Below are 26341 nucleotides of genomic sequence, written 5' to 3'. Positions count from 1 at the left end.
TACTCCTTCCTTTTTTATGTATATATTGTCGAAAGTTTTACCGAATATCTGTTCGTTTTTTTAGGTTTTTTATGAGCATTCGTGGTAAAATAATACTACAGATTTTTATGAGGAGGTCGGTTTTTAGTTGGAACATCCATTTGAAATTATCTCAGAGTATTCCCCGCAAGGTGATCAGCCGGGAGCGATAGAGAAGCTTGTAGAGGGAATTAATAGTGGTAAGAAAAAGCAAGTGTTGCTTGGAGCGACAGGGACGGGTAAGACATTTACGATTTCAAATGTCATTAAAGAGGTGCAGAAGCCAACACTTGTAATGGCTCATAATAAAACGTTAGCAGGACAGTTATATAGTGAGCTGAAAGATTTCTTTCCTAACAATTCTGTGGAGTATTTTGTTAGTTATTACGATTATTATCAGCCGGAAGCGTACGTGCCACATACGGATACGTTTATTGAAAAAGATGCGCAAATTAATGATGAAATCGATAAATTACGTCACTCGGCAACGTCTTCTTTATTTGAACGAGATGATGTTATTATCGTTGCGAGTGTGTCGTGCATATACGGTTTAGGTTCTCCGGAAGAATACCGCGAGTTAGTTGTTTCACTTCGAGTTGGTATGGAAAAGGACCGCAATCAATTGCTTCGTGAACTTGTTGATGTACAGTATGGACGTAATGATATTGATTTCAAGCGTGGTACATTCCGTGTTCGCGGAGATGTAGTTGAGATCTTCCCGGCATCGCTTGACGAGCATTGTATTCGAATTGAATTTTTCGGTGATGAAATCGATCGTATTCGAGAAGTAAATGCATTAACGGGTGAAGTATTAGCAGAACGTGATCATGTAGCAATCTTCCCGGCATCTCACTTCGTTACACGTGAAGAAAAACTGAAGGTCGCTATTGAAAATATTGAAAAAGAATTAGAAGAACGTTTAAAAGAATTAAATGATAACGGTAAGTTGTTAGAAGCGCAGCGTATAGAACAGCGAACACGTTATGATTTAGAAATGATGCGCGAGATGGGCTTTTGTTCAGGGATTGAAAACTATTCCCGTCATTTAACACTTCGCCCAGCGGGTTCGACGCCGTATACGTTATTAGATTATTTTCCAGAAGATTTCTTAATTGTTATGGATGAGTCGCATGTATCGGTTCCGCAAGTAAGAGCGATGTATAACGGGGACCAAGCACGTAAGCAAGTGCTTGTGGATCATGGATTCCGTCTGCCATCAGCTTTAGATAATAGACCGCTCACGTTTGATGAGTTTGAAGAGAAAACGAATCAAGTTATTTACGTTTCGGCAACGCCAGGACCATACGAATTAGAGCAGTCACCGGAAGTAGTAGAACAAATTATTCGTCCAACAGGGCTTTTAGATCCACCAATTGATATACGACCAATTGAAGGACAAATAGATGATTTATTAGGAGAAATCCATGACCGGATTGCGAAAAATGAACGTGTATTAATTACGACTTTAACGAAAAAAATGTCAGAGGATTTAACGGATTACTTGAAAGATGTAGGAATTAAGGTGAACTATCTTCACTCTGAAATTAAAACGTTAGAACGTATTGAAATTATCCGGGACCTTCGCCTTGGTAAATTTGATGTACTTGTCGGTATTAACTTATTACGAGAAGGATTAGATATTCCAGAAGTATCACTTGTAGCTATTTTAGATGCTGATAAGGAAGGATTCCTACGTTCAGAGCGTTCATTAATTCAAACAATTGGTCGTGCGGCGCGTAATGCAAATGGCCGCGTTATTATGTACGCAGATCGTATAACGAGATCAATGGGAATTGCAATTGAAGAAACGCAGCGTCGTCGTACTATACAAGAAGCTTACAATGAAGAGCATGGTATCACGCCGAAAACGATTCAAAAAGGCGTTCGTGATGTAATCCGTGCAACGACAGCGGCTGAAGAACCGGAAACATATGAAGCAACTCCTGCTAAGAAGATGACGAAGAAAGAACGTGAGAAAACAATCGCTAAGATCGAAGCAGAGATGAAAGAAGCAGCAAAAGCGTTAGACTTCGAGCGTGCAGCTGAATTAAGAGATTTACTATTAGAATTAAAAGCGGAAGGGTGAAAAGAGTGAGTAAAGATTTTATTGTTGTAAAAGGTGCTAGAGCGCATAATTTAAAAAATATTGACGTAACCATTCCGAGAAATCAGCTTGTTGTTGTGACGGGATTGTCTGGTTCAGGGAAATCATCGTTAGCATTCGATACGATTTATGCAGAAGGGCAGCGTAGATACGTGGAATCTTTATCCGCGTATGCACGCCAGTTTTTAGGGCAAATGGATAAGCCGGATGTTGATACGATTGAAGGTTTATCTCCAGCGATTTCAATTGATCAAAAAACGACGAGTCGTAACCCTCGTTCAACGGTTGGAACGGTAACGGAGATTTATGATTATTTACGTTTATTATTCGCGCGAATTGGTACGCCGATTTGTCCGAATCATGGAATTGAAATTACATCACAAACAGTGGAACAGATGGTAGACCGTGTTCTTGAATATCCTGAGCGTACGAAGTTGCAAGTGCTAGCGCCTATCGTGTCAGGGCGTAAAGGTGCGCATGCGAAAGTGTTAGAAGATATTAAGAAGCAAGGTTATGTTCGTGTGCGCGTTGATGGAGAGATGCTGGATGTATCTGAAGAGATTACGTTAGATAAAAATAAGAAGCATTCAATTGAAGTTGTTATTGACCGTATTGTTGTGAAAGAAGGAATTGCAAGCCGACTTGCAGATTCTCTTGAAAGTGCATTAAAGCTTGGCGGGGGCCGAGTTTTAATCGATGTAATGGGAGAGGAAGAACTTCTCTTTAGTGAACATCATGCTTGTCCGCATTGTGGTTTTTCAATCGGAGAATTAGAGCCGCGTATGTTCTCGTTCAATAGTCCGTTCGGCGCGTGTCCTTCTTGTGATGGACTTGGCTCAAAGTTAGAGGTAGATTTAGAACTTGTTATTCCGAACTGGGATTTATCATTAAATGAACATGCGATCGCTCCGTGGGAACCGACAAGTTCGCAATATTACCCGCAATTATTAAAATCTGTGTGTAATCATTACGGCATCGATATGGATATGCCGGTGAAAGATATACCGAAGGATTTATTTGATAAAGTGTTGTACGGAAGCGGAGAAGAGAAGGTTTATTTCCGCTATGTGAATGAATTTGGTCAAGTGAAAGAAAATGAAATTTTATTTGAGGGTGTTATTCCGAATATCGAGCGTCGTTATCGTGAGACGAGTTCGGATTATGTTCGTGAGCAAATGGAGAAATATATGGCTGAGCAAGCCTGTCCGAAATGTAAAGGTGGACGCTTAAAGCCTGAGAGTTTAGCTGTTTTCGTTGGTGATAAAACGATTGCCGATGTAACGAAATATTCTGTTCAAGAAGTACAGGAATTTTTCTCAAGTGTTGAGTTAACTGAGAAACAACAGAAAATTGCTCATTTAATTTTAAGAGAAATTCAGGAGCGCGTTGGGTTTTTAGTGAACGTTGGTTTAGATTATTTAACGTTAAGTCGTGCCGCAGGAACTTTATCGGGTGGTGAGGCGCAGCGTATTCGTTTAGCGACACAAATTGGTTCTCGTCTTACGGGTGTACTTTACATTCTTGATGAGCCTTCTATCGGTTTGCATCAGCGTGATAATGATCGTCTAATTCGTACATTGCAGGAAATGCGTGATTTAGGAAATACGTTAATTGTTGTTGAGCATGATGAAGATACGATGATGGCTGCTGACTACTTACTTGATATTGGGCCAGGGGCCGGTATTCACGGTGGAGAAGTTGTATCAGCGGGTACGCCAGCTGAAGTTATGCAAGATGAGAATTCGTTAACGGGGAAATATTTAAGCGGTAAAGAGTTTATTCCGGTACCACTTGAGAGACGTAAAGGTGACGGACGTAAAGTGGAGATTGTCGGTGCGAAAGAAAATAACTTAAAGAATGCGAAAATGTCATTCCCCCTAGGTACATTTGTTGCGATAACAGGTGTATCGGGATCTGGAAAAAGTACGATGATTAATGAAGTACTATACAAATCGTTAGCTCAAAAGCTATATAAAGCGAAGGCGAAGCCAGGGGCTCATAAAGAAATCAGAGGTCTTGAGCAGTTAGATAAAGTTATTGATATTGATCAATCACCAATCGGGCGTACACCACGTTCCAACCCAGCAACATATACAGGTGTATTCGATGATATTCGTGATGTATTTGCGCAAACGAATGAAGCGAAAGTGCGTGGATATCAAAAAGGACGTTTCAGCTTTAACGTAAAAGGCGGCCGTTGTGAAGCGTGTCGTGGTGATGGAATTATTAAAATTGAAATGCATTTCTTACCAGACGTGTATGTTCCGTGTGAAGTTTGTCACGGTAAACGTTATAATCGTGAAACGTTAGAAGTGAAATATAAAGATAAGAATATTTCTGAAGTGTTAGGGATGACAATTGAAGATGGGGTAGAGTTCTTCGCTAATATCCCGAAAATTAAGCGTAAACTTCAAACACTTGTAGATGTAGGACTTGGTTATATGAAATTAGGACAACCAGCTACGACGTTATCAGGTGGTGAGGCGCAGCGTGTGAAATTAGCTTCTGAATTACATCGTCGTTCTACAGGGCGTACGTTATACATTTTAGATGAGCCAACGACTGGCTTACATGCACATGATATTGCACGTCTTCTAGAAGTGTTGCAACGTCTTGTTGAAAGCGGCGAGACAGTTCTTGTTATTGAACATAATTTAGATGTTATTAAAACAGCTGACTATATCGTTGACCTTGGACCGGAAGGCGGAGACAAAGGCGGACAAATCGTTGCTTCCGGAACGCCTGAGCAAGTAGTGAAAGAAGAACGCTCGTATACAGGTAAGTATTTAAAAGAGATTTTAGATCGTGATAAAGCAAGAATGAAAGCGAAAATAAAAGAAGTAGAGTTATCGCAATAAGTTGTTAATGAAAACCGAGTGGAAATGACGCTCGGTTTTTATTTCACTAAGGAAAACTGGTAAAATTGTTAGTAGGTATACAAGTATAAAGAATAGAATAAATTGGTATAAGAGTTTGCGTGTTACTTGCGTTTATTATCTATTAGCGTATGATGAAATATATATGTCAAAAGGATGTGTAACGAAATGAGATGGATTGTATCACTTCTTGTAAATAGCGTTGTGTTAATCGCTGTATCCGGTCTTTTAAAAGGGGTTGCACCAGACGCATTTTACATAGCAAATATACAAACTGCAATTATTGCGAGTATTATATTGGCGATTTTAAACGTATTTGTAAAGCCGCTTTTAATTTTAATTACGCTACCGATTACTCTTGTAACTTTCGGTTTCTTCTTAATTGTTATTAATGCGATTACGTTAAAGATGACGGATTCATTATTAGGGGACGCCTTTAATATATCTGGATTTGGTGTAGCGATTGTTGCGGCAATTTGTATTTCGATTTTTAATATGATAATTGAAAAAGTAATTGTTGAACCATTACATGAAAAAAAGAGAAAATGACAAAAAGAAAAACATTTCATGATTCATATGAAATGTTTTTTTCTATTTATTAGAAACCGTGTTTCTTGTTTCCAGAAAAAAATGGTACAATATCCGATAGAATGGAATTTTACATCAAATGAGACTGAACCCGCAGCGGAGTGGAGGTTTATACATATGCCGAAAGTAAGGACAAAAGATTTAATTGAACAATTTCAATTGGAGTTAGTAAGTGGTGAAGAAGGGATTCATCGTCCGATTGATACGAGTGATTTATCACGACCTGGAATTGAAATGGCAGGATTTTTCACATATTATCCAGCTGATCGCGTGCAGCTTCTTGGAAAAACGGAGCTTACGTTCTTTGATACGTTAACGACAGAGCAAAAGCAAGAGAGAATGAAAGCGCTTTGTACTGAAGAGACGCCTTGTATTATTGTAACTCGTAATCAAGATGTACCGGATGAGTTATTACAAGCATCACGTGAATCAGGCGTGCCTTTATTACGTTCTGCTCAAACGACGACGAGATTATCAAGTCGTTTAACAAACTACTTAGAAGGTAAGTTAGCGCCAACAACAGCTGTTCATGGTGTGTTAGTAGATATTTATGGCGTTGGTGTTTTAATTACAGGTCAAAGTGGTGTCGGGAAAAGTGAGACAGCACTTGAACTTGTAAAGCGTGGTCACCGCCTTGTTGCGGATGATAGCGTAGAAATTCGTCAAGAAGATGAAGACACATTAGTAGGAAGCTCACCTGATTTAATTGAGCACTTATTAGAAATTCGTGGTCTAGGTATCATTAACGTAATGACGTTATTTGGTGCAGGGGCAGTACGAAATTATAAACGTATTACGCTTGTTATTAATCTTGAAATTTGGGATCAAAAGAAAAATTATGATCGATTAGGTCTTGATGAAGAGAAGATGAAGATTATTGATACAGAACTTACGAAGATTACACTTCCAGTTCGTCCTGGTCGAAACTTGGCTGTTATTATTGAAGTAGCAGCGATGAACTTCAGATTGAAACGTATGGGAGTCAATGCGGCACAGCAGTTCTCTGAACGATTAATGAGTGCGATTGAGTTAGGAAATCAAGAGTAGACTCTGGAGAGGGAGGTCATACATATGCTGTTAGGTTCTGTACCACAGCTTGACCGTATAGCAGTCCAACTCGGGCCGTTCCCTGTTTATTGGTATGGGGTTATTATCGGTACAGGTGTGCTATTAGGTCTTTGGCTAGCAACTCGCGAGGGAGAAAGGCTTGGTATTCACAAAGATACATTTATCGATCTTGTATTAATTGCAGTACCAATTGCGATTCTTTTTGCGAGAATGTATTATGTCATTTTTGAATGGGAATATTATTCGCAAAATCCGAGTCAAATTATTAATATTCGTCAAGGCGGTTTGGCGATTCATGGTGGTTTAATCGGGGCTGTTATTACAGGAATCCTTTTTGCGAAACGACGCGGGCTTTCATTCTGGAAGTTAGCGGATATTGCTGCGCCGAGTATTTTATTAGGACAAGCAATTGGCCGATGGGGAAACTTTATGAACCAAGAGGCGCATGGTGATGAAGTGACGAGACAGTTTTTAGAAGGTCTTCATTTACCGGATTTCATTATTAATCAAATGTACATTGATGGTGTGTATTATCACCCAACGTTTTTATATGAATCATTATGGAACTTTGCAGGTGTTATTTTACTACTCGCGTTACGAAAAGTGAACTTACGCCGTGGTGAGTTATTCTTCACATATTTAATTTGGTATTCAGTGGGACGCTTCTTCGTAGAAGGTTTGCGTACAGATAGTTTAATGTTAGGACCGCTTCGTATTGCACAAGTAATGTCTATTGGAATTGTTGTTATTTCTATCATTTTCATTATTGTGAGACGAAAAATGGGGCAAGCTGATAAAAGATATTTAGAAAATTAGAGAAAAGTAGCATCTTATATAAGATGCTGCTTCTTTCATATTCAGGTAATGAAAGGATTAAGGACGATGAAAATAAATACAGTGTTATTTGATTTAGATGGAACTTTAATTAATACAAATGAACTTATTATCTCTTCTTTTTTACATACGTTAAATCACTATTATTCTAATCAGTATAAGCGTGAAGATGTATTGCCATTTATCGGCCCATCTTTGCATGACACTTTTAGTAAGATTGATGCAAGCAAGGTTGAAGAGATGATTACATGTTATCGTCAATTTAATCATGAGCATCATGATGAATTAGTGGAAGAATATGAAACTGTATATGAAACGGTTCAAGAATTGAAGAAGCAAGGTTATAAGATTGGCATCGTTACAACGAAAGCGAGACAGACGGTTGAAATGGGATTAAAGCTTTCGAAACTTGATCAGTTTTTTGATGTTGTCGTGACAATTGATGATGTGGAACACGTGAAACCACATCCAGAACCACTTCAAAAAGCGCTCAAATTATTAGATGCAAAGCCAGAAGAAACATTGATGGTTGGTGATAATCATCATGATATCGTCGGTGGACAAAATGCAGGTACGAGAACAGTAGCGGTTTCATGGACATTGAAAGGTAGAGCGTATTTAGAAGCGTATAAACCAGATTATGTGCTAGATAAAATGAGTGATTTACTACCGATTTTGTCCCGTATTAACGGGTAGTAAGATTCCTGCCTGTAAATGCTTGATTGATGAGAGTTAGTAATCAGTGGGGAAAAGGGTTCCTACCGGTTAAAGTGTCACTTTATATAAGTAGAGGAGAGAGTTCAGTGCGACGGACAACGCGCTATCCTGTTTCAGGAGAAAATTCATTGTGGAATGTGTATAAAACAGTTTCCTTTTGGAAGGTAATGAAAAACTTTATTATCATCCAAGTCGCACGTTACACGCCATTTTTATCCGTAAAGAATTGGTTATATCGCACGTTTTTACGGATGGAAGTAGGAAAGAAAACGTCGTTTGCACTTATGGTAATGCCAGATATTATGTTTCCAGAAAAGATTACTGTGGGAGACAATTCAATTATCGGCTATAATACAACGCTTTTAGCGCATGAATATTTAATTCGTGAGTATCGACTCGGAGAAATCGTCATAGGGAACGAAGTTATGATTGGAGCGAATACGACAGTTTTACCAGGTGTGACGATTGGAGATGGTGCTATCGTTTCTGCAGGCACACTTGTCCATAAAGATGTACCAGGCGGCGCTTTCGTAGGCGGAAATCCGATGCGTATTATTTATACGAAAGAGGAAATGGCCACTAGAGAAGGTTGATGTTAAAAATGTAACATTTCCCTTCTCTTTTTATGAATAAAAAGGAAATAATTGATTATAATATACTGTTTTGTTTTTTACGGAATCGTTTATACTTATAGATAGAAGAATGTGTGAACGAAGAAAACAAAAAACTGGAGGATATATGGGGAAAAATCAAAGAATATATAAGGAGAACGGACAAGTTATCTCTTTTAATCAGTTAGCGGACTTCTTTTATAAAAAAGGGATGAGGGCTTATAAAGGGCAAAAATTGCAAGATGCAATTAAATATTTTCGAAGAGCAGCACAAAGCGAGAAGGAGCCGTTTATTTTATGCCAACTAGCAATAGCATTATCTGAATCTGGTGAATATCAAGAGTCGAATCAGATATTTCTAAAGCTTGTTAGATCCAATCCTGAACTTGAGCAATGCTATTATTTTATTGCAAATAATTATGCATATATGGGCTTGTTTCAACAGGCGAAGAAGTATGCAGAGCGATATTTAGAAGTTGCGGAAGAGAAGGAATTCGTAGAAGATACATTAGAATTACTTGAGATTATGGAAGAAGAAGCAATGGGTGCGGAAGAGATTGAGGATGAAGATGAGCTAATTGTTATGCAAGAAGAAGCGAACCGCTACATTCGTAACGGACAATTAGAAGAGGCGATTGCTACACTAGAAGTTGTTACGAAAGAATATCCAGAATTTTGGTCGGGCCATAATAATTTAGCGATTGCACATTTTCAATCAGGTAATGTAGATCAAGCGCTTAAGTTAACAGAAATGATTTTAGAGAAAAATCCTGGTAATATGCATGCGCTTTGTAATACGCTTATTTTTCTATATTCAATTGGAGAGCATAAGCAAGTAGAGTCATTAGCAGGGCAGTTAGTTTCGGTATATCCAATTTCATTTGAGCATCGTTTGAAGCTTGGAACAACGCTTGCAACAATTGGTCATTTTGAACCTGCATATAAATGGTTCAAAGTATTAAAGCGTCAAGGGTACGAAGGAGACGTTAGTTTTTATTACTGGTTTGCATACTCTGCGTATATGGTCAAGGAACAGCAAGTAGCTGAAAAAATGTGGCAACATGTTGTAGAATTGCATCCTGATAAAAAAGGAAAAGAACCGTGGAATGCACTGAATTTAGCAGATGAAGGACAAAACCTTTTATTTGAAGAATTACGAAAATCATTTCAGCAAGGTGCGACGCTAGAAGAGCAAATGCTAGCTTTATATTTAATGAATGAATTGTCAACACCAGAGAAGGTTGGATTCTTCTTTGATGTAACGCAAGCGAAAAATGGTGTTCCAATTGTATCGCAACTTGCAAAATATTTCTTTTTACTTAATAGTCATAAAAGCATCCCAGCTGATTTACAGCAATTTGAACAGTGCGTACGAATCGCGGATGCATTATATAATTATACGAAAAAAGACGATGAATTAATCGAAGAGTGTTTAAACTTTTGGTTTTGTACGTTCATACGTCTATATACATCTGGAGCGACTTTTACAAATGTGTACGGTTGGTCAGCGGCAATTGAATACATTGTGCGCGGCGAACAAAGAAATAAGATGACACAGGCAGAGCTTGGTGATGTATATAATGTATCTGTAGCGACTGTACGAAAGTATGTGCAGGCTGTTAAGCGCACGCACACGTAGGGTAGGCAAATCATTGGGAAAAAAATGATGCTAACAGTATAATGAGGGTAACTTAATGTGTATGAATGGGAGTGAATAGTGTGTCAGAAGAAAAAATTTATGATGTCATTATTATTGGTGCAGGACCAGCTGGTATGACAGCTGCGGTATATACATCTCGTGCGAATTTAAGCACACTGATGCTTGAGCGTGGTATTCCAGGTGGACAAATGGCAAATACAGAAGATGTAGAGAACTATCCAGGTTATGAGTCTATTTTAGGACCAGACTTATCAAATAAAATGTTTGAGCATGCGAAGAAATTTGGTGCTGAATATGCATACGGTGATGTGAAAGAAATCATCGATGGTAAAGAGTACAAAACAATTATTGCTGGTAAAAAAGAATATAAAGCACGTGCAATTATCGTTGCAAGCGGTGCAGAGTATAAAAAAATTGGTGTGCCAGGTGAAACAGAACTTGGCGGTCGCGGTGTATCATATTGTGCAGTATGTGATGGTGCATTCTTTAAAGGGAAAGAGCTTGTTGTTATTGGCGGCGGAGATTCTGCTGTTGAAGAAGGTGTGTTCTTAACACGCTTCGCATCAAAAGTAACAATCGTTCACCGTCGTGACACTCTTCGTGCGCAGAAAATTTTACAAGATCGTGCTTTCCAAAATGAGAAAGTAGATTTCATTTGGAATCACACTATAAAAAAAATTAACGATGCAAATGGTAAAGTAGGAAGCGTAACACTTGTAGATGTAAACAGTGGAGAAGAACAAGAAGTTAAAACTGACGGCGTTTTCGTATACATCGGTATGTTACCACTATCAAAACCGTTTGTTGAGCTAGGTATTACAAATGAAAATGGTTATGTTGAAACGAACGAGCGTATGGAAACGAAAGTTCCTGGTATTTTCGCAGCTGGTGATGTTCGTGAAAAAATGCTTCGTCAAATTGTAACTGCAACAGGCGATGGTAGTATTGCAGCGCAGAGTGCACAGCATTATATAGAAGAGTTAGTAGAGGAACTAAAGACTGTAACGGAAAAATAAGATTATTTTTCCTTATGAGAAGAAAGCTACCGATAGGTGGCTTTCTTTTTTGTTCAAATGTCAAACTTTTGTCAAAAATATTTAAGAATATAATGTTTCTTATTGTTATACTAGAATTTACGGAAAAAATCACTATAAGAAATGAGGAATTTATTCAGTATGGAATGGCGTAATATATATCGTGGATTTTGTATGGGCGTTAGTGATTTAATTCCTGGTGTGAGCGGCGGAACAATCGCTGTGGTGTTAGGGATTTATGAACAATTGCTTGCAGCAATTAGCGGATTCTTTAGTCGTGAATGGAAAAAACATTTAGCGTTTTTAATCCCACTTGCAGCTGGTGTAGCGGCAGCTTTTCTAACGTTAAGTCACGTTATTAAATATTTATTAGCGAATCATTATGAACCGACTCAATTTTTCTTCCTCGGTTTAATTATTAGTATATTACCGATGTTAATGAGAGAAGCTGATGCAAAGGCAACGTTTAAAGGTAGTCATATTGCCTTATTAATAATTGCAGCAATTCTTGTTGCAATAACAGCATTCTTTAAACCAGATAAGGCAGCGGATCCAATTACGACGTTAACAATTTTAAATGCAATTGGTTTATTCTTCGCAGGATGGATGGCTAGTATGGCTATGCTTCTTCCTGGAATTAGTGGATCGTTTATTTTATTAATTATTGGTGTGTATCCGACAGCAATTAACGCTTTAACTACACTCAATTTACCGTTAATCGTGGTTATTGGTGCCGGCGTTATGGTTGGATTTGTTGTAAGTAGTAAAGGAATTAGCTTTTTATTAGATCGTTATAAAAGTATGACATTTGCGGCAATTATTGGGCTCGTTATCGGGTCGATTGTCATTGTGTTCCCTGGCATTCCGACTGGTGGAATTTCAATTGTAAGTTCAATTATTACTTTTATTTTAGGATTTGCGGTTGTTACTTATTTCGGTAAGAAATAAGGATTTTTCGTCCCCTTAACGGTAAAAACGTTAAGGGGATTTTTATGTGCTATTCATGGGAAGTAAGGCATTTTGATTGCTTGTTATAGAAAGGTTTTTTACAATTGCTTAGCAAAAGGGGACTGGCACCTTCGTTGTAGCAAACTGTTTTTGATAGTATAATGAAATGAGTATGCAGTGAAAAATTTTGCTGCAAGTAGCTGAGGTGAAGAAACATGCAAAGAGTGACAAACTGTGTGTTAATTAGAGATAATGAAGTACTCTTACTCCAAAAACCTCGCCGAAATTGGTGGGTTGCACCGGGCGGGAAAATGGAGCGTGGTGAGACAGTAAGAGATTCCGTTGTTCGCGAGTATCGTGAAGAAACAGGTATTTATTTAAAGAATCCAGCATTAAAAGGGGTCTTCACTTTTGTCATCCAAGAAGGTGATAAAGTTGTTTCTGAATGGATGATGTTCTCCTTTTTAGCAACAGATTTTGCAGGAGAAAACAAATTAGAGAGCGAAGAAGGCATCATTGGTTGGCATACATTTGATAAAATTGATGATTTAGCAATGGCACCAGGAGATTATCACATTATTGATTATTTAATTAAAGGGAATGGTATAATCTACGGTACATTTGTATATACCCCAGATTTTGAGTTGCTTTCATATCGATTAGATCCGAGTTAAACCTGCAAGGAGAGGATACGATGACAGAGAATAATGATATAAAAATGGTAATTATTACAGGGATGTCTGGAGCTGGAAAAACGGTAGCGTTACAAAGTTTTGAAGATTTAGGATATTTTTGTGTAGATAATTTACCACCGATGTTATTGCCGAAGTTTATTGAACTTATGGCGGATTCAAAAGGTAAAATGAATAAAGTAGCACTTGGTATTGATTTACGTGGCCGAGAGTTTTTTGAATATTTATGGGGAGCACTTGATGATTTATCAGAACGCACATGGATTATTCCTCATATTTTATTTTTAGATGCGAAAGATAGCACACTTGTAACTCGCTATAAAGAAACGAGACGTTCGCATCCACTTGCGCCAACTGGCTTGCCGTTAAAGGGAATCGAAGCTGAGCGTGGTCTATTAACTGATATGAAGGCGCGAGCGAATATTGTGCTTGATACATCTGATTTGAAACCGAAAGAATTACGAGAGAAAATTGTTCACTTGTTCTCAACAGAAACTGAGCAAGCATTCCGTGTAAATGTTATGTCATTTGGATTTAAGTACGGAATTCCAATTGATGCTGATTTAGTATTTGATGTTCGTTTTTTACCAAATCCATACTACATTCCACATATGAAGCCATTAACAGGACTGGATGAAGAAGTTTCGTCGTATGTGTTGAAATTTAATGAAACACATAAGTTTTTAGAGAAATTGACGGATCTTATCACTTTCATGCTGCCTCATTATAAAAGAGAAGGTAAGAGTCAACTTGTAATTGCTATTGGATGTACAGGTGGGCAACATCGTTCTGTTACGCTTACAGAGTACCTTGGGAAACATTTGAAACCAGAGTATAGCGTTCATGTATCTCATCGTGATGTGGAGAAGAGAAAGGGCCATTAAGGGATGAAAAAAGAGAGAAAACCTAAAATTGTTATCATGGGAGGTGGAACTGGACTTTCTGTTTTATTAAGAGGATTAAAACAATATCCTGTTGATATTACAGCAGTTGTAACAGTAGCCGACGATGGAGGCAGTTCAGGTAGACTGCGTGATGAGCTAGAAATTCCACCTCCAGGTGATATTCGTAACGTACTTGTTGCGTTATCGGATGTAGAACCATTAGTGGAAGCTTTATTTCAGCACCGTTTTACCACTGGAGATGGACTGAAAGGGCATGCGTTAGGAAATTTACTATTGGCAGGTATGACTTCGATTACAGGAGACTTTTACCACGCGATTACGGAAACGAGTAAAGTATTAAATGTCAGAGGACGTGTATTGCCAGCAGCGAATCAAAGTGCGGTACTTCATGCAGAATTAGAAGATGGAGAAATTGTAACAGGTGAATCAAAGATTCCTTATTTCGGGAAGAAGATTAATCGTGTCTTTTTAACTCCAGAAGATGTAGAACCGTTATGTGAAACGTTGACGGAAATTAAACGAGCTGATTTGCTTGTTTTTGGTCCAGGAAGTCTGTACACAAGTATATTACCTAATTTAGTTGTTAACAAAATTGGAGATGCTGTTCTTGCTGCGAAAGCGAAGAAGGTATATGTATGTAATGTTATGACGCAAGCGGGCGAAACGAAGGGTTATACTGCGTTTGATCATGTGCAGGCGTTACATGATCATTTAGGTAAACCATTTATCGACACTGCGATTGTAAATAATCGCGATATTCCTAGTGAATTACGTAATTTATATGAGGAAGAAATGTCGGAACCAGTTGCACTGGATACAGATCGTTTTGCTGAACATAATATCGAAATTATTCAAGAGCAATTAGCGAAATATGATGATCGTGTTGTAAGACATGATACATTAAAGTTAGCTTCTATTTTATATTCATTGTTATAAATGTGCGTTGCCTCGTTTGAGGTAACGCTCCTCATTCATATAGGACAAGATTTTTGTTCCAAAGTAATAGTATAAGGAGGTGTTGACTGTGTCATTTGCATCAGAAACAAAGAAAGAGTTGACCAACCTTGAAATGAAGGAATGCTGTGAGAAATCAGAATTATCGGCGTTGCTTCGAATGAACGGATCGCTTTCTTTTTCAAACCGTCGCCTATCTATCGATATTCAAACGGAAAATGCAGCAATTGCAAGAAGGATTTATACGCTTTTGAAAAAGGGATATGATGTGACGGTAGAATTACTTGTTCGTAAAAAAATGCGATTGAAGAAAAATAATGTATATATCGTGCGGCTTGTTGAGAAGTCTCGCGAAATATTAGCAGATCTTCACATTGTTCGAGATGACTTTTCGTTTATTCGAAATATATCGCAGGAATTAATCGAGAAGAAATGTTGTAAACGATCGTATTTACGCGGTGCATTTTTAGCAGGTGGTTCAGTAAATAACCCAGAAACATCATCTTATCATTTAGAGATATTTTCGTTATATAAGGAACATAATGATTCTATATGTGAACTGATGAACGGATTTGATTTAAATAGTAAGACGTTGGAAAGAAGAAAAGGGTACATTACGTATTTGAAAGAGGCTGAAAAAATTACAGAGTTTTTAAATATTATAGGTGCTCATAATGCACTTTTAAGATTTGAAGATATTCGAATTGTTCGCGATATGCGTAATTCAGTAAATCGTTTAGTTAACTGCGAAACAGCTAATTTAAATAAAACAATTGGTGCAGCGCTAAGGCAAATTGAGAACATCCGCTATATTGATGAGACGGTTGGGCTTGATATTTTGCCAGATAAATTAAGAGAAATTGCACAGTTACGAAGAGATTACCAAGATGTAACATTGAAAGAGTTAGGTGAGATGGTATCCGGGGGGAAAATTAGTAAATCGGGTATTAATCATCGTTTGCGTAAAATCGATGAAATTGCAGAGAAATTACGCGCGGGGGAAACAGTAGCAAAAAAATAAGAGGTTAAAGGGGAAATGGAGCTGTGGTTCAAAAACTGGTTAAAGTTGCATTAAAAAACGGCTTACAAGCACGTCCGGCTGCGTTGTTTGTACAAGAGGCAAATCGCTTTCATTCTGATATTTTCATTGAGAAAGATGGAAAGACAGTTAATGCAAAGAGCATAATGGGGATTATGAGCTTAGCAATCGGAACTGGTAGCATGATTACAATCACAACAGAAGGTTCAGATGCAGAAGAGGCTTTGGAAGCATTAGCTGCATATGTACAATAAAAGGCTATCGCGAATGTGCGATAGCTTTTTTGTTTTTCTGTTTGTGGGTTGCGATGAGTTTGAGTGGTGGGGGTATGTAGGGCACGCGTGCTTGTCGAGAATTGTCGGTAAGTCGATATGTTGTGTCGAACCGTTGATATATTCGAATTGATACTGGGGAGGGTATAAAAGCGGAAGTGCATAATAAAAAAGCGCCCTGTAATAGGGCGCTTCCGCTTTTAGTTGTATCTAGCTCCAGCGGCTAGAATCTCCGGTCGCTTCGCCCCTTCATTCGAGGCAAAAAGCGCCTCGGAATCAGGGGCTCCATCGCCCTGCGATTCTGAACGAGCCGCTTTCGCTTTTAGTTATTAACGATTTGTAAAGATCTTATCGATTAAGCCGTATTCTAGAGCTCTTTCTGCTGTCATGAAGTTGTCGCGGTCTGTGTCGCGTTGTAGAACTTCAAGTGGTTGACCTGTGCGGTCAGCAAGAATTTGGTTTAATTTTTCACGTAAGAATAGGATACGTTTTGCAGCGATTTCGATTTCAGTCGCTTGACCTTGTGCTCCGCCAAGTGGTTGGTGAATCATAACTTCACTGTTTGGAAGTGCGTAACGTTTTCCTTTTTCACCTGCTGCAAGTAAGAATGCACCCATAGATGCAGCCATACCGATACAGATTGTTGATACTTGCGGTTTAATAAACTGCATTGTATCATAGATTGCCATACCTGCTGTAATAGAACCACCAGGGCTGTTGATGTAAATGTGAATATCTTTTTCTGGATCTTGAGATTCCAAGAATAAAAGCTGGGAAACGATTGAGTTTGCTACGTTGTCATCAATTGCACTACCAAGCATAATGATGCGGTCTTTTAATAGTCGAGAGTAAATATCGTAAGCGCGTTCTCCACGATTTGTTTGTTCAATTACTGTAGGAATTAAATTCATCTGTTATTTCCTCCTTTAAAAGCTTTCTTAGTTTATAATACAATTATGGTCAATAAAGGTCAAACGAAACCACTTTAAATCAAAAAATATGTAGTTGTATCATGATTTATTCGCTATGTTTTTGAAATTACCTGCTTAAGTATCTTCAACATCATAACCGAATTACATAAATTTAAACGTGATTAAAGGTGTAGAAAAGGTAAAAGAACGCCTTTTTACTGAAGCGTTCTTTCGGTATTTATTCTTTTAAAAGATAGGTTACTTTATTTAAAATTGTTTCGACTTGTTTCGCGTTTTTACTATACATGTCACTTGCTGATTTCGATTTTGTTTCTAAAGAAAATAGTTCAAGATCAGCATGGCATTTTTTTAAAGATGCCAATAGTAAAGGTTTGTTTTGAGGAGAAGGCATTTGGAGTTTATCATTATAAATGTCGATAGTAAGTTGTCCGTATGAATCAACTTGACCGAGAAACACATTTTCAATGACAACACCGAGTTTTTCTAGTTCAGAATGTAACCAAGCGCGGTTATGTCCGCTAGCGGAAAGAGGTTCGTCTAATACATTTCCATCCATAATAACAGTTTGTGGTTCCTTCTCGTTTGGTACTTTTAAGCCTACGTCTTTTGCTGTAAGTGGTTGGCGATCTTTCTTTAATAATACATTTAATTCACCGCTTGGTTCTAGTACTGCAAATTCAACATCAGCTACGCTGAACGCATCTTTTCCTCGGAGTAGTTCAAGTAATTCGTCACTTGTATATTTTTCTTTCTTTAAGTTATCTTCGAGTATTTTTCCATCTTTTATTAATACGGTAGATTTCCCTTCAAAGAAGTCCCGAGCTGTTTTGTTCTTTAAGGAGAGGATTCCTGTGAAAAAAGGTACCACAGCGAAAATGAGTATCGCAAAGACGCCGTGGAAAAATTTTGAATCGAGCCCTGTAGATACTTGGGCAGCGATGTCACCGATTGTCATTCCGGCTATGTATTCAAAAAAGGAGAGCTGAGAGATTTGTCTTTTCCCTAACCATTTCGTAATAGCGAATAAAATGATTAATATGAATACAGAGCGAAGAATAACGAGTGTCCATTCGGGCAGGTGAGACATAGTCATTTCCTCCAGTCTACTTAAAACCCTTTATATTGAGGTTCTTCACGTTCTAATACTGAAATTCTATCCTTTAAATCAGCGATGACGCTGTCCATTTCTAACATACATTCATGAAATACGCGTTTTGATTCTTCGTCTTGTGAATTTAATGAAAGGGAGCTTAAACTTGCTTGAGCCCCTCTTACACTGGCAAGGCAAGTTTTTACGCTAGCGATAACAGTCATGCAAACACCTCTTATCCTTTCGGTTTAAATAGCAACGCTCCGATGAATCCGAAAATAATAGCTGCTGATACACCAGCACTCGTTACTTTAAACATACCGGTAATTACGCCGACGATTCCATGTTTAGCCGCTTCTTCCATCGCACCGTGAACGAGGGCGTTACCGAAGCTTGTAATGGGTACGGTTGCCCCGGCCCCAGCGAAATCAATTAGTGGTTCATACAAATTGAATCCATCTAATATAGCTCCAGCAACAACGAGTGTTGCCATCGTATGGGCAGGAGTAAGTTTACCGACATCAAACATAAGTTGACCAATTACACATATAAGTCCGCCAATGACGAAAGCCCAGAAAAAAATCATTGCGTTGCACCTCCAAATTCGATCGATACAGCATGAGCGATACATGGAATTGTTTCTTCTTGTTGGAATGTAAGGGGAGATAGTAAAGCACCTGTCGCAACAACTAGTATCTTTTTGAATTCTCCTTTTTTCATTCGATTTAATAAATGCCCGTATACGACTGTTGCCGAACAGCCTGGACCACTTCCGCCGGCTATTACAGGTTGACCTTCTCTATAAATGAGTAACCCGCAATCTTGAAATTGTTTACTTGTTACTTTTGTCCCATGTTTATGCAGTAAGTCATAAGCAATTTCGCGTCCGACATGTCCGAGATCGCCTGTTACGATTAAATCGTAGTGAGATGCATCGAGATTTCTTTCTCTTAAATGAGCTTCAATTGTATCGACAGCAGCAGGGGCCATCGCACCTCCCATATTAAATGGATCAGTTAATCCCATATCAACAATGCGCCCAATTGTGGCGGAAGTTACTCTTGGGCCATGTCCTGTATCACTTAAAATAGCTGCACCTGCACCGGTCACTGTCCACTGGGCAGTAGGGGGTTTTTGACCACCATATTCAGTTGGATAACGGAATTGTTTTTCCACGGCAGCGTTATGGCTTGATGCACCAGTTAATAAGTATTTCGCACCTTTTGCATTTACAATACTTGCGCCAAGTGCTAAGCCCTCCATAGAGGTAGAACAAGCACCGAATAAACCGAGATAAGGTGTACCAAGTGTGCGGCACGCAAAGCTAGTAGGCGTAATTTGGTTAATTAAATCTCCAGCGAGAACGAATTGAATATCATCTTTTCGAAGTCTCGCTTTTTCTGTAGCACGGCTACAAGCTTCTTCAAACAAAATTTTATGTGCTTTTTCATAGGAATCTTGTCCGAGCCATAAATCTTCATGAAGGGTATCGAAGTCTTCAGGGATTTTTCCCTTTGCCTCAAAAGGGCCACCGACTACACCTGTTGAGATAATAACTGGTTTGTTTTCGAATACCCATGTTCGGTGTCCTTGTAACATTTACAGCCCTCCCCATTGAAAGAGAATCGTTTTAATAAGAGCGATGACAAAAGCTGAAAATACGCCAAATAAGATGACTGATCCGGCTAGTTTAAACATGTTACCACCAACGCCGAGAACGAATCCTTCTGTACGGTGTTCAATACATGCGGCAATAACAGAGTTACCAAATCCAGTAACGGGAACTGCGGTACCAGCACCAGCAAATTGTCCAAGGCGATCGTAGACGCCAAATCCCGTCAGTAGCATGGATATAAAAATAAGAGTTGCAACGGTAGGGTTCCCGGCAGATCTTTCAGTGAAATCGAAATAAGTAATATAAAAGGTGGAAATTAGTTGGCCTATTAAACAAATTAATCCCCCGACGAAAAAAGCTTTTATACAATTTTTTAAAACGGGTCGCTTCGGTTCACGCTGTTGTTCGAACTTTTTATATTCTTGTTGTACAGGTGTTAAATTTTTATCTTTACTAGACATTTGAATCCTTCCTTCTCTTTTAGAAAGCTTAAATATTAGATCCCATTTCTGATTGGATGAGTTTCAATTGTTTTTTTATGCCATCCTTGCTTACTTTCTTTTTCTTGATTTTGTTTTCAAGTTCTTCTATGAGCATAAAAATCTTTTTGTCTGTACTTACACGAATATCGAAAGTAGGATTTTCATCACTTAGCTTCTTTTTTAATTTACTTCGTAACGGTTTTAAACCAAATCTTTCGTGATGTTCAGGTTTGACAGCTATGTAAAGATCTAAATTTGTATTAACTGCGGTAGCTTCTATAATTCCATCCATAGCGAGAGCTTTTTTCTTAGCTTCTTGCGATATAGATTGATTAAAGGATTCTGTACTCATTTTTGTTAACTTGGGGCCCTTTTCTTCTTTCGTTCGTTTTGCTTCTTCTTTCTTTACCTTTTTATCTAAGGGGCTATTATCACATCCGGTAAGTGAACCGAATAGGAGCACAAATAACGCGGCTATGATTCCGAGTTTTCGCATTATAATCATTCCATTTCTATTGCGTTATGTAATGTGAGAGAAAAAGGATGATTGCATATCATCCTTTTTCTCTCAAGTTGTGTACCATTAGATGAAATGGTACTTTCGGTTATTGCTGTGTGTATTGTGGTTCTTCTTGCTGGACTTCTTCAACACGTGGGTTTAAAGAATCGATAATTGTTTGTGTTTGTTGCGCAGCTGTTTGGAAAAGTTGCTTAGCTTGTTGGTTATCCGTATCAAGAGCGAATCCCTCTAAGCTAGCTTGTGCACTTTTTAATCCGGAAACAGTTTGCTTTAGTTTAGTAATTACAGTCATTGAATGAAGCCCCCTTTGGAATATCAATTCAAAGATTATAATTTGTGAGTTGGGGTGAATTTATGATTGGAAAATTTAGGTGTGCTACATGTGTAGATTACAATTTTGTAATAAGTACGTAAGGATAATCGATAGTTGAAAGGATTTTTTTCTCTTAGAATAAGAAAAGTAAGGTAAGTCAAAAAGGTATTTAAGGAGAGAAAAATGAAAAAGTTATTATTAGGTTTAATTGGAATTTTTATATTAGTTATTGGTACTACAAGCTTTTTTCATAATGAGGTAACTGATAGATATAACCCGCTTGTAAAAGAGGATTGGGTCTATGTAAAAGCGAAGGAATCTGGCCGACTATCTACAGTTGGAACGGTAGCTGGAGACTATAAACTTACTGGTTATTATGCTTCAGGTGAAGGAAGAGATGTTAAGTTTTATGCACCTAGTGGGCTTAGAGAAGGGGCCTATGTAAAGGTTAAAACAAAGGGTGAATATATTGAAACGTTCCAAGAAGTACAGCCGAATGAAATTCCAAAAGAGATTAAAGAGAAATTAGATAAAGTGAAACTTTAATCAGTGGAGGTTTTGTTCATCCTCACTGATTATTAGCCCTCACCAATCAGGCGTTTACAGGTAGTAAGACTCCCAACTAACTTCTTTGCTCCAGCTGAGTTTTGAGGTGGGAGTCTTACTGCCCACAAATAGCGGGATAAATAAGACAGATAAGAATTGCCTCCTAAATGAAGAAATTAGGGGGCGTTTTTATGCAGAAAAAAGCGTATATATAATGTGCTATCAAAGAGTTTTTGTTGATTTAAATGGTTTTTATTGCTATTATTATGAGAAGAAAATGAAGTGTGTTTTATAATCATGCGCCCATAGCTCAGTCGGATAGAGCGGTGGTTTCCGGTACCACGTCTGCCGGGGGTTCGAATCCCTCTGGGCGCGTAAAAAGGTCCTAACTTACATTTGTAAGTTAGGACCTTTTTTTATTTCTCCCTTGTTATATCTGGTTATAAGATTTACTATTAGTATGTGGTAATAATTTTTGCGCGTTATTATTTTCTTTCAATATTATTCAAATTTCGGTTGTAAGATGTGAATCTCATTAATACATATAAATTAATAATATTTTGGAATGGGTGTCTGCGATAGGATTCTCCTTTTACCAAACTTATTGTACAATAGAAACAAGGGGGAGATTAGTTTGAAGGCAAGTCTTTTACAAGAACAAAGCTTACGTTTGGCAATGACACAAGAGTTAAGGCAAGCGATTACAATGCTCCAGTATAATGTACAAGAATTATCGGAGTTTTTGTATGAGCAATCGTTAGAGAATCCCCTTATTGAGTTAGGTGGTTTTGAGAGGGAGAAGAAAAAGAGCTCTAACACAAGTAAAAGTACCGGCAAACAAGTCGATAATCAAATGGAAATCTACAGTGTGGATTCTACAACGATTCAGCAACATTTATTAAATCAACTACAGTATTATAAAATAGATGAAGAAGAGCGAAAAGCAGCTTCTTTCATTATTATGAATATGGATGGAAATGGCTATTTACAAGAAACGAATGAAGAGTTATCAGAGCTCATTCCCGTATCGCTTCATGTAGTCGACCGCTCTGTAGAGCTTGTCCAATCACTCGAGCCAGCAGGGGTAGGAGCACGTGATATTCAGGAATGTCTAACTTTACAATTGAAGCGCTTACAAAGGCGTAACGGATTAGCGGAAGAGGTTGTAGAGGAGCACTTTGCTTATTTCGTTAAGAAAGATTGGCGAAAGCTCGTTCAAGTGTTGAAATGTAGTAATGAAGAATTACAAGATGCGGTGAACTGTATTACATCATTACAGCCGAAACCAGGTCTTGCATTTTCTTCTGATAAACCACTTTATATCGTGCCTGATATGGCGGTGAAAAAAGATGGTGATCGTCTCGTTTTACAAATGAACGAACGGAATATGCCGAGAATTGAGATTCACTCTGAGTATAGTGCGCTTCTAAATAATAGTGAAAGTGAAGTTGCTTCATATGTATCTGAAAAGTATCAACATGTGCAATGGATTATGCGCAGTTTGAAGCAGAGAAAGCAAACGCTCCTGCAAGTGATGGGTATTATAATGGAAAAGCAAAGTGATTTCTTCTGGAGAGGTCCAGAGTATTTAAAACCACTTGCTTTAAAAGAGGTGGCGGAAGAGTTAGGTGTGCATGAGTCTACAATTAGTCGTGCAACGCGTAATAAATACGTGCAAACGCCGCACGGTTTATTTGAGATGAAATCGTTCTTTAGTAATTCTATTTCTACGACGGAAGATGAGGCGGTTTCTACAAAGCGTGTGAAACAATTCATTCAAACGCTTGTTGGAGCAGAAAATAAGAAAAAGCCACTTTCGGATCAAAAGATTTCAAAATTATTAGAAGAAGAGCATGAAATCGTTATTTCTCGCAGAACGGTTGCGAAATATAGAGAACAAATGCATATTCCTGCTTCGTCTCTAAGAAAAACAATTGGATAGGTGAAGAAGATGAAAGTTGTACTATATACAAAAAAAGATTGTGGCCTTTGCGTGAAGGCGAAACAAGTTTTAAAGGAAGTACAATGTGAATATTCTTTTCAAATTGAGGAAATAGATATATATGAAGATAATGACCTTTTAGAAAAATATCATTTAATGATTCCAGTTGTAGAAATAGGCGGGAAACAGGTAGAATATGGTAACATTCACAAAGGTGTCATAATAAACTATATAAACAATGCAGTTAAGAGTTGAATAAGTTTCTATCTCCTGTTACAATAATACACGTAGCAGGGATTATTTTTTTAACCTAAGTGGGACACAAAATGTCACTATGGGACATAAAGTGACCAAGAGGGAAAATGAACCAATGTAGTGAGGAGAAAAGATATGCGCTCATGGATTCAGAACACAAAAAAATTATTACCTGATCTGCTACCTGTTATGCAAACGAGAATGCAAGTGCTTCAGTACATTAGGCTTATGCAGCCGATTGGAAGAAGAAACTTATCTGCAAGTCTCGGTATGACAGAACGAGTATTGCGAAGTGAAGTTCAAGTTTTGAAAGAACAAAACTTAGTTCACGTCGCTTCTTCTGGAATGACTTTGACAGAAGAAGGAACAGCTTTAGTTCTTGCTTTGGAAGACTTTATGAAAGAAATTTCCGGGTTAAAGGTTTTAGAAAAACAACTTAAGGAAACATTAGACTTGGATGAAGTTTTCGTTGTCCCTGGTGATAGTGATGAATCACCTTGGGTCAAACTGGAGATGGGCCGTGCTTGTGTGACTTGTATAAAAGACCGTCTGACAGTGAATAATATCGTTGCTGTGGCTGGAGGAACTACGCTAGCTGCTGCTGCGGACATGATGCAACTTGATTGCAAAGATTTACATATGCTATTTGTCCCAGCACGTGGTGGAATTGGAGAAGGTGTCGAGTTAGAAGCCAATACCATTTGCGCCAAAATGGCACAAAATACGATGAGTAATTATCGCTTATTGTATGTTCCAGATCACGTTAGTAGCGAAGCATATGCGTCTATTGTAACAGAGCCCTCCGTGAAAGAAGTTCTTGAGTTGATTCGATCTTCCAATATCGTCATTCATGGAATTGGTGATGCGTTAACAATGGCACGTCGCAGAAATACTTCAGAAGCAGATTGGTTAAAGATTCAGGCAAGCGAAGCAGTTGGCGAAGCTTTCGGTTACTACTTTAATGAACAAGGAAATGTTGTTCATAAAGTAAGAACAGTTGGTATGCAACTTGAAGATTTACAACATGTATCTCACGTTGTCGCAGTCGCTGGAGGTTCTTCAAAAGCAAAAGCAATACAGGCTGTAATAAAGCAAGGGCACACTTCAATTCTAATTACAGATGAAGGTGCAGCAAAACAATTAACAAAGGGTATTACCCTTTAATATAATCCCCCAAGGAGGAAATTTAAATGACTAAAATTGGTATTAATGGATTTGGACGTATCGGACGTAACGTATTCCGCGCAGCTCTTAACAACTCTGAGGTAGAAGTAGTAGCAATCAACGACTTAACAGATGCTAAAACATTAGCTCACCTTTTAAAATATGATACAGTTCACGGAACTTTAAATGCAGAAGTATCTGCTAACGAAAACAGCATCGTTGTTAACGGTAAAGAAATTAAAGTTATCGCTGAGCGTGACCCAGCTCAATTACCATGGAGCGACTACGGAGTAGAAGTAGTAGTAGAATCTACTGGCCGTTTCACTAAAAAATCAGACGCTGAGAAACACTTAGGTGGATCAGTTAAGAAAGTTATCATCTCAGCTCCAGCTTCTGACGAAGATATCACTGTAGTTATGGGTGTTAACCACGAAGAATACGATGCAGCTAACCATAACGTAGTATCTAATGCTTCTTGTACTACAAACTGTCTAGCTCCATTCGCTAAAGTATTAAACGAAAAATTCGGCGTAAAACGCGGAATGATGACAACAATTCACTCTTACACTAACGACCAACAAATCTTAGACTTACCACACAAAGATTTACGTCGTGCTCGTGCAGCAGCTGAAAACATGATCCCAACATCTACTGGTGCTGCTAAAGCTGTAGCATTAGTATTACCAGAACTTAAAGGTAAATTAAACGGTGGCGCTGTACGTGTTCCAACTGCTAACGTTTCTCTTGTTGACTTAGTTGTTGAACTTGACAAAGAAGTAACAGTTGAAGATGTAAACGCAGCATTCAAAGCAGCTTCTGAAGGCGAATTAAAAGGTATCCTTGGATACAGTGAAGAGCCATTAGTATCTATCGACTATAACGGATGTACAGCTTCTTCTACAATCGATGCATTATCTACAATGGTAATGGAAGGTAACATGGTTAAAGTACTTTCTTGGTACGATAACGAAACTGGTTACTCTAACCGCGTAGTAGACCTAGCTGCATACATGACTTCTAAAGGTCTTTAATTCTTAAGTATATAAGCAATCAATGACAAAACGAGGGAGAGGGTTTGTTCCCTCTCTCTCTTCTTTCGTTTTAGAAGCAAATGTGTTAAGCTTTTGAATGGGTTTTGTCAATCCTAACTAGTAGTCGGAGG

General features: G+C 38.2%; 28 protein-coding genes and 1 tRNA gene. 21 read left to right on the top strand and 8 right to left on the bottom strand.

Annotated elements, in window-relative coordinates; translation table 11 throughout:
- Positions 1–127 precede the first annotated feature (127 nt).
- From uvrB to BWGOE10_RS25485, 15 genes are all read left to right on the top strand, one after another.
- Positions 128–2104, top strand: coding sequence for an excinuclease ABC subunit B (uvrB, locus tag BWGOE10_RS25555; protein ID WP_070145457.1), 1977 nt, complete (start codon positions 128–130; stop codon positions 2102–2104).
- 5 nt (positions 2105–2109) lie between these two features.
- Complete coding sequence (gene uvrA, locus BWGOE10_RS25550; RefSeq protein ID WP_070145456.1) at positions 2110–4980, top strand: excinuclease ABC subunit UvrA; 2871 nt, start codon at positions 2110–2112, stop codon at positions 4978–4980.
- A 186-nt stretch (positions 4981–5166) separates the two neighbouring features.
- On the top strand, positions 5167–5547 hold the full coding sequence (locus BWGOE10_RS25545) for a phage holin family protein (RefSeq protein WP_002089574.1): 381 nt from the start codon (positions 5167–5169) through the stop codon (positions 5545–5547).
- A gap of 156 nt (positions 5548–5703) precedes the next feature.
- The gene (hprK, locus tag BWGOE10_RS25540) at positions 5704–6633 is read left to right on the top strand and encodes an HPr(Ser) kinase/phosphatase (RefSeq protein WP_002016091.1); all 930 of its coding nucleotides are present in this window, start codon (positions 5704–5706) and stop codon (positions 6631–6633) included.
- Between the two features lie 24 nt (positions 6634–6657).
- Positions 6658–7470 carry a prolipoprotein diacylglyceryl transferase gene (gene lgt / locus BWGOE10_RS25535; protein ID WP_002034719.1) on the top strand — a complete coding sequence of 271 codons (813 nt, stop codon included), beginning with the start codon at positions 6658–6660 and terminating at the stop codon, positions 7468–7470.
- A gap of 66 nt (positions 7471–7536) precedes the next feature.
- Positions 7537–8184: a pyrophosphatase PpaX gene (gene ppaX, locus BWGOE10_RS25530; RefSeq protein ID WP_070145455.1), complete on the top strand. Its 648-nt coding sequence runs from the start codon at positions 7537–7539 to the stop codon at positions 8182–8184.
- 107 nt (positions 8185–8291) lie between these two features.
- Positions 8292–8798 carry an acyltransferase gene (locus BWGOE10_RS25525; protein WP_070145454.1) on the top strand — a complete coding sequence of 169 codons (507 nt, stop codon included), beginning with the start codon at positions 8292–8294 and terminating at the stop codon, positions 8796–8798.
- A gap of 145 nt (positions 8799–8943) precedes the next feature.
- Complete coding sequence (locus tag BWGOE10_RS25520) at positions 8944–10455, top strand: tetratricopeptide repeat protein (RefSeq protein WP_070145453.1); 1512 nt, start codon at positions 8944–8946, stop codon at positions 10453–10455.
- An 80-nt stretch (positions 10456–10535) separates the two neighbouring features.
- Entirely contained in the window at positions 10536–11492 is a 957-nt protein-coding gene (gene trxB, locus BWGOE10_RS25515; RefSeq protein ID WP_070145452.1) for a thioredoxin-disulfide reductase, read from the top strand.
- A gap of 159 nt (positions 11493–11651) precedes the next feature.
- Positions 11652–12458, top strand: coding sequence for a DUF368 domain-containing protein (locus BWGOE10_RS25510; RefSeq protein ID WP_070145451.1), 807 nt, complete (start codon positions 11652–11654; stop codon positions 12456–12458).
- 215 nt (positions 12459–12673) lie between these two features.
- Positions 12674–13132 carry an NUDIX hydrolase gene (locus BWGOE10_RS25505; protein ID WP_001190080.1) on the top strand — a complete coding sequence of 153 codons (459 nt, stop codon included), beginning with the start codon at positions 12674–12676 and terminating at the stop codon, positions 13130–13132.
- Positions 13133–13152: 20 nt separating this feature from the next.
- Positions 13153–14034, top strand: a complete 882-nt coding sequence (gene rapZ, locus BWGOE10_RS25500) for an RNase adapter RapZ (RefSeq protein ID WP_002016084.1) — start codon at positions 13153–13155, stop codon at positions 14032–14034.
- 3 nt (positions 14035–14037) lie between these two features.
- Positions 14038–14991 carry a gluconeogenesis factor YvcK family protein gene (locus tag BWGOE10_RS25495; RefSeq protein ID WP_070145450.1) on the top strand — a complete coding sequence of 318 codons (954 nt, stop codon included), beginning with the start codon at positions 14038–14040 and terminating at the stop codon, positions 14989–14991.
- An 88-nt stretch (positions 14992–15079) separates the two neighbouring features.
- Positions 15080–16030, top strand: a complete 951-nt coding sequence (gene whiA, locus BWGOE10_RS25490) for a DNA-binding protein WhiA (protein WP_002016082.1) — start codon at positions 15080–15082, stop codon at positions 16028–16030.
- Positions 16031–16053: 23 nt separating this feature from the next.
- Positions 16054–16302, top strand: a complete 249-nt coding sequence (locus BWGOE10_RS25485) for an HPr family phosphocarrier protein (protein WP_002124065.1) — start codon at positions 16054–16056, stop codon at positions 16300–16302.
- Positions 16303–16649: 347 nt separating this feature from the next.
- Here the strand turns inward: BWGOE10_RS25485 and clpP are convergent, their stop codons facing one another.
- The 8 genes from clpP to BWGOE10_RS25445 form a co-directional block, all read right to left on the bottom strand.
- Positions 16650–17231 (bottom strand): ATP-dependent Clp endopeptidase proteolytic subunit ClpP, encoded by a 582-nt coding sequence (gene clpP, locus BWGOE10_RS25480; RefSeq protein WP_001049163.1) that lies wholly within the window; start codon positions 17229–17231, stop codon positions 16650–16652.
- A gap of 238 nt (positions 17232–17469) precedes the next feature.
- Positions 17470–18339, bottom strand: a complete 870-nt coding sequence (locus BWGOE10_RS25475; RefSeq protein ID WP_070145449.1) for a DUF421 domain-containing protein — start codon at positions 18337–18339, stop codon at positions 17470–17472.
- A gap of 20 nt (positions 18340–18359) precedes the next feature.
- The gene (locus BWGOE10_RS25470; protein WP_000215909.1) at positions 18360–18566 is read right to left on the bottom strand and encodes a DUF1657 domain-containing protein; all 207 of its coding nucleotides are present in this window, start codon (positions 18564–18566) and stop codon (positions 18360–18362) included.
- A gap of 11 nt (positions 18567–18577) precedes the next feature.
- Entirely contained in the window at positions 18578–18928 is a 351-nt protein-coding gene (gene spoVAE / locus BWGOE10_RS25465; RefSeq protein WP_000575919.1) for a stage V sporulation protein AE, read from the bottom strand.
- A complete protein-coding gene (gene spoVAD / locus BWGOE10_RS25460) occupies positions 18925–19941 on the bottom strand; it encodes a stage V sporulation protein AD (RefSeq protein ID WP_070145448.1) in 1017 nt (338 codons plus the stop codon). The genes spoVAE and spoVAD overlap by 4 nt, the downstream gene beginning before the upstream one ends.
- Positions 19942–20418: a stage V sporulation protein AC gene (gene spoVAC / locus BWGOE10_RS25455; RefSeq protein ID WP_002034730.1), complete on the bottom strand. Its 477-nt coding sequence runs from the start codon at positions 20416–20418 to the stop codon at positions 19942–19944.
- A 28-nt stretch (positions 20419–20446) separates the two neighbouring features.
- Positions 20447–20935, bottom strand: coding sequence for a YhcN/YlaJ family sporulation lipoprotein (locus BWGOE10_RS25450; protein ID WP_070145447.1), 489 nt, complete (start codon positions 20933–20935; stop codon positions 20447–20449).
- Positions 20936–21044: 109 nt separating this feature from the next.
- The gene (locus tag BWGOE10_RS25445; RefSeq protein WP_000216167.1) at positions 21045–21251 is read right to left on the bottom strand and encodes a DUF1657 domain-containing protein; all 207 of its coding nucleotides are present in this window, start codon (positions 21249–21251) and stop codon (positions 21045–21047) included.
- Between the two features lie 204 nt (positions 21252–21455).
- Between BWGOE10_RS25445 and BWGOE10_RS25440 the strand changes: the two genes are divergently transcribed.
- The 6 genes from BWGOE10_RS25440 to gap all read left to right on the top strand — a co-directional run bounded on the left by BWGOE10_RS25440 (position 21456) and on the right by gap (position 26210).
- Positions 21456–21818, top strand: coding sequence for a YxeA family protein (locus BWGOE10_RS25440; RefSeq protein ID WP_070145446.1), 363 nt, complete (start codon positions 21456–21458; stop codon positions 21816–21818).
- A 299-nt stretch (positions 21819–22117) separates the two neighbouring features.
- Positions 22118–22193, top strand: a tRNA-Arg gene (locus BWGOE10_RS25435).
- A gap of 259 nt (positions 22194–22452) precedes the next feature.
- Positions 22453–23760 carry an RNA polymerase factor sigma-54 gene (gene rpoN / locus BWGOE10_RS25430; protein ID WP_070145445.1) on the top strand — a complete coding sequence of 436 codons (1308 nt, stop codon included), beginning with the start codon at positions 22453–22455 and terminating at the stop codon, positions 23758–23760.
- Positions 23761–23769: 9 nt separating this feature from the next.
- Positions 23770–24015 (top strand): glutaredoxin family protein, encoded by a 246-nt coding sequence (locus BWGOE10_RS25425; protein WP_070145444.1) that lies wholly within the window; start codon positions 23770–23772, stop codon positions 24013–24015.
- Positions 24016–24150: 135 nt separating this feature from the next.
- The gene (cggR, locus tag BWGOE10_RS25420; protein WP_002089545.1) at positions 24151–25179 is read left to right on the top strand and encodes a gapA transcriptional regulator CggR; all 1029 of its coding nucleotides are present in this window, start codon (positions 24151–24153) and stop codon (positions 25177–25179) included.
- A 26-nt stretch (positions 25180–25205) separates the two neighbouring features.
- A complete protein-coding gene (gene gap / locus BWGOE10_RS25415) occupies positions 25206–26210 on the top strand; it encodes a type I glyceraldehyde-3-phosphate dehydrogenase (protein WP_070145443.1) in 1005 nt (334 codons plus the stop codon).
- Positions 26211–26341 lie beyond the last annotated feature (131 nt).

Origin of the sequence: Bacillus mycoides (assembly GCF_001757995.1) — a bacterium.
Classification (GTDB): Bacteria; Bacillota; Bacilli; order Bacillales; family Bacillaceae_G; genus Bacillus_A; species Bacillus_A mycoides_B.
Note: the sequence above shows the minus strand (reverse complement) of the source record. Positions and strands in the feature narration are given on the sequence as shown.